At 65.1% G+C, this 10,162-nt stretch carries 6 protein-coding genes; 2 read left to right on the forward strand and 4 right to left on the reverse strand.

Annotation, left to right across the window (positions count from 1 at the left end):
• From EOA75_RS21840 to EOA75_RS21855, 4 genes are all read right to left on the reverse strand, one after another.
• A partial coding sequence (locus EOA75_RS21840; RefSeq protein ID WP_164747488.1) for an Hsp70 family protein occupies window positions 1-908 on the reverse strand: 908 nt, incomplete at its 3' end.
• Between the two features lie 172 nt (window positions 909-1,080).
• Window positions 1,081-1,869 carry a TIGR02186 family protein gene (locus EOA75_RS21845; protein WP_067322676.1) on the reverse strand — a complete coding sequence of 263 codons (789 nt, stop codon included), beginning with the start codon at window positions 1,867-1,869 and terminating at the stop codon, window positions 1,081-1,083.
• Window positions 1,869-2,786 carry a sulfite exporter TauE/SafE family protein gene (locus EOA75_RS21850; protein ID WP_066996707.1) on the reverse strand — a complete coding sequence of 306 codons (918 nt, stop codon included), beginning with the start codon at window positions 2,784-2,786 and terminating at the stop codon, window positions 1,869-1,871. The genes EOA75_RS21845 and EOA75_RS21850 overlap by 1 nt, the downstream gene beginning before the upstream one ends.
• A gap of 185 nt (window positions 2,787-2,971) precedes the next feature.
• Window positions 2,972-7,147 (reverse strand): peptidoglycan-binding protein, encoded by a 4,176-nt coding sequence (locus EOA75_RS21855; protein ID WP_127325134.1) that lies wholly within the window; start codon window positions 7,145-7,147, stop codon window positions 2,972-2,974.
• Window positions 7,148-7,605: 458 nt separating this feature from the next.
• Here EOA75_RS21855 and EOA75_RS21860 point away from each other — a divergent pair, with 458 nt between their 5' ends.
• Both EOA75_RS21860 and EOA75_RS21865 read left to right on the forward strand, forming a co-directional pair.
• Window positions 7,606-8,067 (forward strand): MerR family DNA-binding transcriptional regulator, encoded by a 462-nt coding sequence (locus EOA75_RS21860; RefSeq protein WP_082980529.1) that lies wholly within the window; start codon window positions 7,606-7,608, stop codon window positions 8,065-8,067.
• 230 nt (window positions 8,068-8,297) lie between these two features.
• Window positions 8,298-10,094 (forward strand): acyl-CoA dehydrogenase, encoded by a 1,797-nt coding sequence (locus EOA75_RS21865; protein ID WP_127325135.1) that lies wholly within the window; start codon window positions 8,298-8,300, stop codon window positions 10,092-10,094.
• The last annotated feature ends 68 nt before the right edge of the window (window positions 10,095-10,162 follow it).

Consider the following 10,162-nt stretch of genomic DNA (forward strand, 5'->3'; position numbering starts at 1 on the left):
GCCATCGCATGGCCGTAACGATGCTCGACAATGTGGATGAAGCGGTCGACGAGATCGGCGCGCTCGGCTTCGAAGCGGATCTGCTTCAAATCCGACATCGCCTTCGCGGTGTAAATGAGATTGATGCGCTGCCAGGTGGCGAGGTCGATGAAATAACTTGCCGGCAGATTGCGCTTGCCGTCCTTGGTCGGGGTCAGATAGCCGAGCTCGGGCATGATATGGGCGGTGCTAAGCAGCCGGTCGAAATCCGTGCCGCCGATATGGATGCCGCGATTGGCCAATATGTCGCCCTTGCGGTCGTCCGAGCGGGCGCGCTCCGGCGAGACGCGCACGATCGAGAAGTCGGAGGTGCCGCCGCCCATGTCGACGATCAGCGCCAGCTCTTCGCGGGCGACATTCTGTTCGTAGTCGAGTGCGGCCGCGATCGGCTCGAACTGGAAGGCGATGTGCTTGAAGCCCTGCGCGCGCGCTGCCTTTTCAAGCTCGCTTTGCGCTTTGGCGTCGGCGTCGGCATCGTCATCGACGAACTGCACGGGGCGGCCGAGCACGACGCGTTCGACCGGGCCGCCGGCATCCTCTTCCAGCCGCTTCTTCAAATGGCTGATGAATAAACCGATGATGTCGGTGAAGCCGATCAGGCGCGCCTTGATGCGCGTCTTCTCGTTGGCGAGCGAGCTGCCGAGAACGCTTTTCAGCGAGCGCATCAGCCGGCCCTCCACGCTGTCGGTGTAGTCGGCGATTGCGCGGCGGCCGAAATAGGTGTGGCCGTCCTCGAAGTTGAAGAAGACGGCGCTCGGCAAAGTGGGCTGTTCGCCCTCCAGCGCCACCAGTTGCGCCCGGCCGTTGCGGATCACGCCCACTGTGGAATTGGACGTGCCGAAATCGATGCCGCCGAATGCTGGATGCATAGCAGCCTCCTGTCATTGGTTTCGTCGCAGCGCATCGCCGGCGTCGAAAAACGCGCCGTCACCCGGTCGCCGGACCGCTCTGCCGAATTGAATGTGTGCTTGTCCCCGAGTTGGGAGGCGGCGACTTATCCCAAATCCGGGAACAGGGGAACCCTCATTCGCGCGAAAAACGTCAATCCTTGCGGAAAACGATGCGTCCGAGCCAGCCGGTGAGCATGGCAAGGGACACGGCGAACACGCCGTAGAGGAAGGAATAGTCGTGCGCGACGCGGAAGATCGACTGTTCGAAACCGGACTTGCGGATTTCGAGCTGGGCCGAGCTCTCCTTCACGAACATGCCGCTCTTGAACAGGAAGGCGCGTGCCTTATGGGTGCCGACCGGGATGTTGGGCGCGAGCCGGACGGTGGCGCGGAACAGGTTCTGCGACAGGAACTGGACGCCCCCGACATTCTCGCTGTAAAGGCCGGTCGCCGTCTTGCGCTCGCGAAGTGCCGAGGTGAATTCCTCGATCGTGATCGGGCTGTCGCTGGGCTCGGCCGGTTGCATGTAGAGGTTCGAAGCGCCGAGCGACAGCTGCTTGTAGCTGTTCGGCTCGGTGATGTCCTGCAGCGGGCGGGTCGTCGCCACCGAGTAGGATACCGGCACGTTCTCGAAAGTCTCCGATTCCAGATTGATCCAGACGCCGAGCACCCTGTCCTTGCGGCGCACGACGACGGGGCGGGCGGGACCCTCCAGCACGACGATGACATCGTAGCGTCCCTGGCGCGCGATCAGCGGATCGGGATTTTCGAGCGAGCCGAAAATGGTGAGGTCAGCGCCGGAAAACCCGGCGGTAATCGAAATGGCGTCGGTCGACAGGCCGATCTGGATGCTTTCCGTCGCCGGCGTCTGTGCCGCCGCCGGCAGTGCTGCGGCAGCGAGCGACAGGATGGCGGCTGCGAACGCTCTCAACGGCCCCATCAGGTCAGGCCCGCGAGCGAATAGCGATTGGGAGGCGTCACGAAGAGGTCGATGGCCAGACGGATGGCGACGGCCAGAACCAACAGCGCCAGAAGCGCCCGCAACTGCTCGCCCCGCAGCCGCTGGCCCGCCTTGGCGCCATATTGCGCGCCGGCAACGCCGCCCGCCATCAGCAGGAAGGCCAGGATCACGTCGACCGTCTGGTTCGTCGTGGCATGCACCAGCGTGGTGTAGGCCGAGGTGAAGATGATCTGGAACAGCGAGGTGCCGATAACGACGTTGGTCGGCACCTTGAGCAGGTAGATCAGCGCCGGCACCATGATGAAGCCGCCGCCGACGCCCATGATCGACGACAGGAAGCCGATTGCCGCGCCGAGGCCGAGCACCGGGATGATACTGACGAACAGCTTCGAGGCGCGGAAGCGCATCTTGAACGGCAGCCGGTGGATCCAGTTGTGCTGGCCGGATTTCTTCAGCACCGGCGCCGCGCCGCTGCGCGAGGCGCGCAGCGCGTTGACGCTCTCGACCAGCATCAGCCCGCCAACGGTGCCGAGCAGCGCGACGTAGAGCAGCGAAATGAAGAGGTCCAATTGGCCGAGCCGGCGCAGCAGCGCAAAGACATAGATGCCGGCGGTCGAGCCGACAATGCCGCCGGCCAGAAGCACTCCGCCGAGCTTGAAGTCGAGCGTGCCGCGCTTGAAGTGCGACAGCGCGCCGGAGAAGGAGGAGGCTATGACCTGGTTGGCCCCCGTGGCCACCGCGATCGCCGGCGGGATGTTGTAGAAGATCAGGAGCGGCGTGATCAGGAAGCCGCCGCCGACCCCGAACATGCCCGACAGGAAACCCACCGCCGCGCCCATCGCCAGCAGCACGAACACGTTGACGGAAATTTCCGCGATCGGGAGATAGATGCCCACCCGTCTGTCTCGATCAGTTTGCCTGTCGGCGAATGCCGCCGTCCCCGGCAGTTTCGCACCGAAAAGCCAATTTTTTCTTGCGCGGCGCCGGGGTCAAACCCCGGCGCCGCGCCGAAACGAAAACCGTCTCAATCAGTTAACAGGCAAATCTGTGGCAAGCCGTCGCGGAAGCGACGCGCCTGCCGTTATTTGTGCGCAAGCAGCGCCTTGACGAGCGGCGCGTCGATCTCGCCGGTCGGCTTCATCTTGTTGTCGGTCTGAAAGGCCATGATCGCGTTCTTGGTCTTGTCGCCCATAACGCCGTCGGCGCCGCCGGCATCATAGCCGTTCTTATTGAGGATCAGCTGGATGTTCTTCACCGCCTTCTTCATGTCGATGCCGGCGGTGGTCTGCGGCGTGCTGTCCTGCCAGGATTCCGGAATGTCGGCCGAGTTGCTGGCCGCGTTGAGCGGCTTGGCCTTCCACAGGTCCGTGGCGGCGCGCGCCCGCTCGAGCTGCTCGGGCCTGAGCGCATTGGCGATCTCGTCGCGTTTGGCCGCAGCGTCCTTGTCGCCGGTCTTGGCGACGAGAGCGAACCATTTGTAGGATTCCTCCAGGTTCTGCTTCATGCCGACGCCCTTGGCCGAAAGGATGCCGAGATTGAACTGGCTGTCCTTGACGCCGAGGTCGGCCGCCTCCTGGAACCAGTGCGCCGCCGACTCATTGTCGGTCACGCCGTCCGCCGCCATCGCGAACAGAACCGCCAGATTGTGCATGGCGCTGGCGTTGCCCTGTTCCGCCGCGAGTTGGTAATAGGTCTTGGCTTTCTTGATGTCGCGCGCGACGCCGATGCCCTTCTCGTAAAAATTGCCGATGCGGTATTCGGCCGGTGCGAAGCCCAGTTCGGCGGATTTCTCATACCATTTGGCGGCCGCCGCCATGTCTTCCTTGACGCCGCGCGATTCCGCGTAGCGCGAGCCGATCTCGAACAGCGCCTTGGCGTCACCGCCGGCGGCCGCGTCGTGCAGCGCCACCGGACCGATATCGGCCGGGACATCGATCTTGGTGGCCGAACTTGCCGTCTGGCCGCCGCCCGGCGAGACGGTGCCCGTGGTATCGGCGGACGTGGTTGCCGGCGTGCCGGCCGAGGAAGCACCGGCTGCGGCGGCACCGGGCATTGCTGTGCTCGCCGGCGGCGGGCCGATGGTGGGTTGCGCGTCGCCGTCCGTGTCCATGGCAGGCCCGTTCGCAGCCGGAGAGACTGGCTCCGACGGTGTCGCCGAAGCCATCGGCGCGGGCCGGGCTGGCGCGGACGGAGTCGCCGGAGCAGGCGCCGGTTCGGCTGGCGCCGCGGCCGCGGGTATTTCGGGTGCGGATGGCTGAAAGGCGGCCTGTGGCGTTGGATCGTCCTTCGACGGCTCGGCCTGCCTGACGGCACGCGTCGGCGCGCTCTCGGGCTTCGCAGTGTCCGTGTCGGGCTTGGGTGTGCTGACATCGAGCGAGGCGGTTTCGACCGATTGGGTGGAGACCATCGGCGCGACGTCGTTGCTGGCGACCGGCGCGGGGTCGGAGAAGAAGGCCTTGCCGAGCTGCAGGCCGGCCAGTGCCATCATGATCGCGGCCGCCGCCATCAGGATGGGCTTCCGCCGCGCCTTGAGCAGATCGCCGATTCTGAGCGCCTTCACCGGGCCGGTCATCGTCGACTGCCGCTTCAGCGCGTCGGCTTCCGCGGCGGCGGCCTGCGCCGCGCGGCGGGCGGCCGCGATGAAATCGGATTTGGCGGCATCTGTCTCGCTGCGCTTGGCCGGCTGACCGCCGCGCTCGTCGCGCACGCGCTTCATGATGGCGTTGAGGTCCGGCGCGCCGGAACCAGGTTCGAGCGGCCGGTTGGCGGCTCTCGGATCGAGCGGTTCGTCGATGTCGACGGTCGGAACGTCGCCGGCCGGTGCCGAGCCGGCAAGCGGCGGCGTGTCCTCGTTCTTCTTGCCCTTGAAGGCACGCGCCAGTCCGCTGAACATCGACTTCTTGCGGCCGGTGGTCTCAGCCTTCTCGCCAATTTCGTCCGATCCGAGCGCAGCCATTGCGGCGGCGGCCGCGGCCTCGGCGGGCGTGCGAGCGGCAGCTTCGCCGCGCATTACAGGTTCGCCACGCGTAACAGATTCGCCACGCGTAACAGGTTCGCTACGCGTAACAGGTTCGCCCGGTGCAGCCGGCTCGTTTCGCGAAACCGGATCGTGGCGCAGGATGGAGGCGGCGCGCGCATCGGGATCGGCGATGTCTCCGGTCAGTGGCAGCGGCTGGTCGATATCCATCGACGGCGCGTCCTGGACGGCGATCTTGCCGGTGCGGGCGGCCCGCTTGCCGCCCGGCTGCGGGTCGATCAGTTCGCTGACCGCTTCACTGGGACCTTCGGCCTCCAGCGAGCCGAGCCGGTCGACGATCTTGAGCAGCGTGTCGTGGATCGCCTCGAACGTGCGCGAATTGCGCTCGTCGGAACGGCGGGTGAGCGCTTCGAGCGTCTTCAGGTCCTGCGCGAGCCCGCTCACGGCGGCTGCGTTGGAAGCAGCCGTGCCGGAACTCGATTCGCCCAGGGACCGCACGGCGTTCTCCGCAGCCTCGCGCGCGACGGTGAGGATGGAATCGCGCGTGCCGGCCAGCGACTTCTCGATCTCGTCGAGGCGAGGGCTGATGTCCTCGAAATCGGGAAGCGGTGCGCTCGGCTTCGAAAGATGCGCCGAAAGGGCGGTCACCTGCGACTCAAGGCTGCGGATCAGTGCCGGATCAATGCCGGCGACCTGCGCGGCGGAGGATTCCAGCCGGCTGGAGATGTCCTCGAGCCGGCTTTCCAGGCCACGGATCGCCATCTCGTTGGCGGGATCGGGCGCGCGCGTCTCGATGCGCTTGGCAAGCGCGGTGAAGCGGGCGTCGATCGCCTCCATGATGCCAGCGCCGTCGTCCTGCCGCATGCGCTGGTCGAGCCTGTCGGCGACTTCGTCCAGCCGCCGCTCGAGTTCGCGGAACAGCAGGTTGCTCTGCTCGATGGCATCACCCTGGCGGCGCTCGAGCAGCGTGGACAGCGCGTCGAAACGCTGCTCCAGGCCCTGGAAGATGTGGTCGGCGTCGGGCATCGCCGGCGCGCGGTCTATCTTGTCGGTGATCAAAGCAATTTGCTTGCCGAGACGCTCCATCGCCTGCTCCGGCAGATGGGCGCGCCCAGCGAGCTCGTCCACACGGCTGGACAGAAGGTTGAGGCGGTCGATGACCTCGGCGCCGGGACGCGACTGCGCGACCTCCTCGATCTGCTCCGCCAGCGAGGCGATCCGTTTCTCGATTCGCCCGAAGGTTTCCGGATCGAAGGCATTGGCCTGCGCGGCCACCGTCGAGGCGACGATGGCGCGCGAGATCTCGTCCAGCCGCTCGTCGATCATGGCAAGCGTCTCGCCGCCGCGCATCGTTTGCTGGCTGGCGAAACGGTCGACCGCTCCGGCGAGGGTGCGCACCTTTTCCTCCAGCGAGGCGAGCGACAGCGATTGCGGCAGGTTGTTGACCGCGCTGCTGATCTGTTCGAGGCGGTCGGTCAGCGCCGAAAGGTTGGGACCCTCGGCGCGCTGGCGCTGGTCGGCGTCGACGCGATCCTCGAAGGCGCTCCAGCGGCGATCGAAATCGTCCCAGCGGCGGTCGACGGCCTGCACGCCTTGGTCGACGGCCCGCACGCTTTCCTCGCGCGCCAGCGTGTCGAGCGCCGCCTTGACCTGCTCCAACTCCAGCCGCAGCAGGTTGACGCTGCGATCGTCGCTTTTTTCGGCAAGCGTGTGGATGGCGCCGGAAAGCCGTTCGAACTCGAGGCCGAGCTCGGCGCTGTTCTTGTCGGCGGGGGCACCATGCTGGCTCGCCGCCTGCATGGCGCGATCGATATCCTGACGCAGCGCGTCGAATTCGCGCTGCAGGCCGGCGGTCATCTGATGGCGCAACTCCTCGCGCAGTCCGCGCAATTCGACCGCGATCTTGCCAACCATCGCGACGCCGTCTTCCTGTCCGCGCACCCGGTCGATGTCGCGGGCAATGGCTTGATAATTGGGGCCGAAGTCGGAAGCTGCGGCCGCCGGGTTCTGCGGCCCGCGGTTTTGCGGTCCGCGATTTTGGTCCCTCTGCGTGGTGTAGGGTTCCTCGTACCAGCGGGGCGAACCATAAGGTTGCGCGGCCGCATAGCGCGGCTCGGGAGCCGGCCGCCGCGGATCGGGGCGCTCGGGCGTGTCGCTGCGCGTCCGCTCCAGCCGCTGCTCCAGCGTTTCGAGCGAGCGGCTCAGATCCTCCAGCGAGGTCTGCGACCGGCGCTGCCTACCGGCGTTGAGTGTATCGAGATAGGACCGCTTGCTGTTCATCGATGCGCCCGTGTTCAGAATGACCGGCTGAGACCGGTTTCCCAGAGTCTGCCGGGAACGAAGGCGTCCGCGCGGTTTTGCTGCGGAGGAAGACGGGCTTCCCGGGTTTCTCACCCACGCTTCGAAAACCGTGAAAAATTCGCTACAGGATAAACACGGGTGACCGACATGCGCACATTTCGCCCAACGTGGTAAACAAGGCGTTAACCAAGCTTAAGAAGTGGCACATAATCCTGCCCCGCCCGGTGGCATCCGAGTGCGGCATAAAGCTCTGTTTCCGACAACGCCCTTGCGTCAGGTGCCGGCTGTCGGTATAGAATTGACGTAAACGTAAAAGGTGCGAAGCCGTGCCTCTTGCGATTGAAGTGTCGAAACCACGATTGGAAGCACGCCCCCGCTTCCACTCAGGCGACGTTTTGGTCCGTGACCGCGACGCCATCAGGGGAAAGCCAGTGACCATGAAACTTGTTTCGCCCGGCGAAGCCGCGGCCAATAGCAATCACATATCGGTCGAGACCGACGAAGAATTCGTCCGTATCGGCGAGATGGCCAAGAAGTACGGCGTGACCTTGCGCACGCTGCGATTCTACGAGGACAAGGGCCTGCTCAATCCGAAGCGCGACGGCTCGACCCGTCTCTACACGCGCCGCGACAAGGCCCGGCTGAAGCTGATCCTGCTCGGCCGCAAGGTCGGTTTCTCGCTGCGGGACGTCAAGCAGATGATGGATCTTTACGATCCGACCGGATCCAACACCAAGCAGTTGCGGCTGGCGCTCGACAAGTCCGAGAAGCAGCTTGCCCGCTTGCAGAAGCAGCGCGCGCTGATCGATGAGGCTATCAGCGACCTGAGCAATTCGATGGCGATCGTTCGCCAGATGCTGGCCGAGCGGGCCGCGCCGCAGGCAAGCGCCGCCGGCTGATCTCACGCTAACGGCATAGCCTAGGATAGAGAAAGCCGCGTGGCTGCAGCCGCGCGGCTTTTTTGTTGCCTTGGAGCGAGCGCTAATCAAAAATTTCGGGCTGCGACGAAGTTGACGTTTACGCAAACGTCAATATTTGCTATCGGGGGCATCGACATTGGCTCGGCCTCCCATCCACATCCGGATCGGAAACTTGCTGGCCGGCCGGGACCGCAAGGGTGGAGGAAGGCATGACGATCTACAGGGCGCCCGTCCAGGACACGCTGTTCGTGCTCAACGACGTGCTCGGCTACCAGCGCTATTCTAATCTTCCGGGCTTCTCGGACGCTACGCCGGACGTCGTCGAGGCGATCCTTGCCGAAGGCGCCAAGCTAGCCGAAAACGTCATGCATCCGCTGAACCGGGTCGGCGACATGGAAGGCTGCGTGCGCCATGAAGACGGTAGCGTGACCACGCCCAAGGGATTCAAGGACGCTTTCAGCCAGTATAGCGAGGGCGGTTGGATGGGCCTAGCGGCACCGGCCGAGTTCGGTGGCCAGGGTCTGCCCTATACAGTCCACACCGCGGTCTCCGAATACATGGTGTCCGCCAATATGGCGCTGATGATGTATCCCGGCCTCACGCAGGGCGCGATCGCGGCCATTGTCACCCATGGCACGGACGAGCAGAAGGCCACCTGGTTGCCCAGGCTGATCGAGGGCGCCTGGACCGGCACCATGAATCTCACCGAGCCGCATTGCGGCACCGATCTCGGCCTGCTGCGCACCAAGGCGGTGCCCAATGGCGACGGCACCTACAGGATTTCCGGCCAGAAGATATTCATCTCCGCCGGCGAGCACGACATGGCCGACAACATCGTCCATCTGGTGCTGGCCCGCGTCGAAGGGGCGCCGGAAGGCGTCAAAGGCATCTCCCTGTTCATCGTGCCGAAGTTCAAGCTCGACGACTCGGGCAATGTCAGCGCGCGCAACGCGCTCTCCTGCGGCTCGATCGAGGAGAAGATGGGCATCCACGGCAACTCGACCTGCGTCATGAACTATGACGAGGCCGAAGGCACTTTGCTCGGCGAGTTGAACGGTGGCCTGAAGGCCATGTTCACGATGATGAACGAGGCCCGCCTGGGCGTTGGTCTGCAAGGGCTCTCGGTCTCGGAGATCGCCTATCAGAACGCGGTGTCTTACGCCAAGGACCGCCTCCAGGGGCGCTCGCTGTCGGGCATCAAGGCACCGGACAAGAAGGCCGACCCGATCATCGTCCATCCCGATATCCGCCGCTCGCTGATGACTATGAAGGCGTTCAACGAGGGCGGCCGAGCGCTGGCGCTGTGGACGGCGATCAAGTCGGACGTCGCGCACCGCTCCGGTGACGAAAGGGACCGCCAGTCGGCCGACGACTACACCGGTCTGCTGACGCCGGTGGTCAAGGGCGTGCTGACTGACAAGGGCTTCGATCACGCCGTGATGGCGCAGCAGGTGTTCGGCGGCCACGGCTACATCGAAGAACACGGCATGAGCCAGTTCGTCCGCGATGCCCGCATCGCCATGATCTATGAAGGCGCCAACGGCATTCAGGCGCTTGATCTGGTCGGCCGCAAGCTGGCGCAGAATGGCGGCCGCGCCGTGCAGGCCTTCTTCAAGGAGGTCGGCGAATTCTGCGAGGAAAACCGCGCCGACGACAAGATGGCGCCCTTCACCAAGGCGCTGAAGAAGGGCCTTAACGACCTGCAGGCGGCGACCATGTGGCTGGTGCAGAATGCCATGGCCAAGCCCGACAATGCGGGCGCCGCCTCGACCGACTACATGCATCTCTTCGGCCTGGTGGCATTGGGCTACATGTGGGGCCAGATGGCCAAGGCCGCCCAAACGAAGCTCGCCGAAGGTGCCAATGGGGCCGCGTCGTTCTACGACAACAAGCTGGTGACGGCGCGCTTCTTCATGGAGCGGATCATGCCGGAGAGCGCGACGCGCCTCGCCCGCATTTCCAGTGGCGCGGATACGCTAATGGCGCTGCCGGCGGAAGCGTTCTAGAAATGCTCGGCGTTCCCCTCCCCTTGAGGGAGGGTGGCCCGAAGGGCCGGGAGGGGTCGCCCGCGACG

The sequence above is a fragment of the Mesorhizobium sp. M1A.F.Ca.IN.022.07.1.1 genome (assembly GCF_003997575.1).
GTDB lineage: Bacteria > Pseudomonadota > Alphaproteobacteria > Rhizobiales > Rhizobiaceae > Mesorhizobium.

Bases quoted from the DNA above. Each gene is read 5' to 3' on its own strand.
- EOA75_RS21845 (WP_067322676.1), bottom strand. From the start codon at position 1,869: ATGGGGCCGTTGAGAGCGTTCGCAGCCGCCATCCTGTCGCTCGCTGCC.
- EOA75_RS21855 (WP_127325134.1), bottom strand. From the start codon at position 7,147: ATGAACAGCAAGCGGTCCTATCTCGATACACTCAACGCCGGTAGGCAG.
- EOA75_RS21860 (WP_082980529.1), top strand. From the start codon at position 7,606: ATGAAACTTGTTTCGCCCGGCGAAGCCGCGGCCAATAGCAATCACATA.
- EOA75_RS21865 (WP_127325135.1), top strand. From the start codon at position 8,298: ATGACGATCTACAGGGCGCCCGTCCAGGACACGCTGTTCGTGCTCAAC.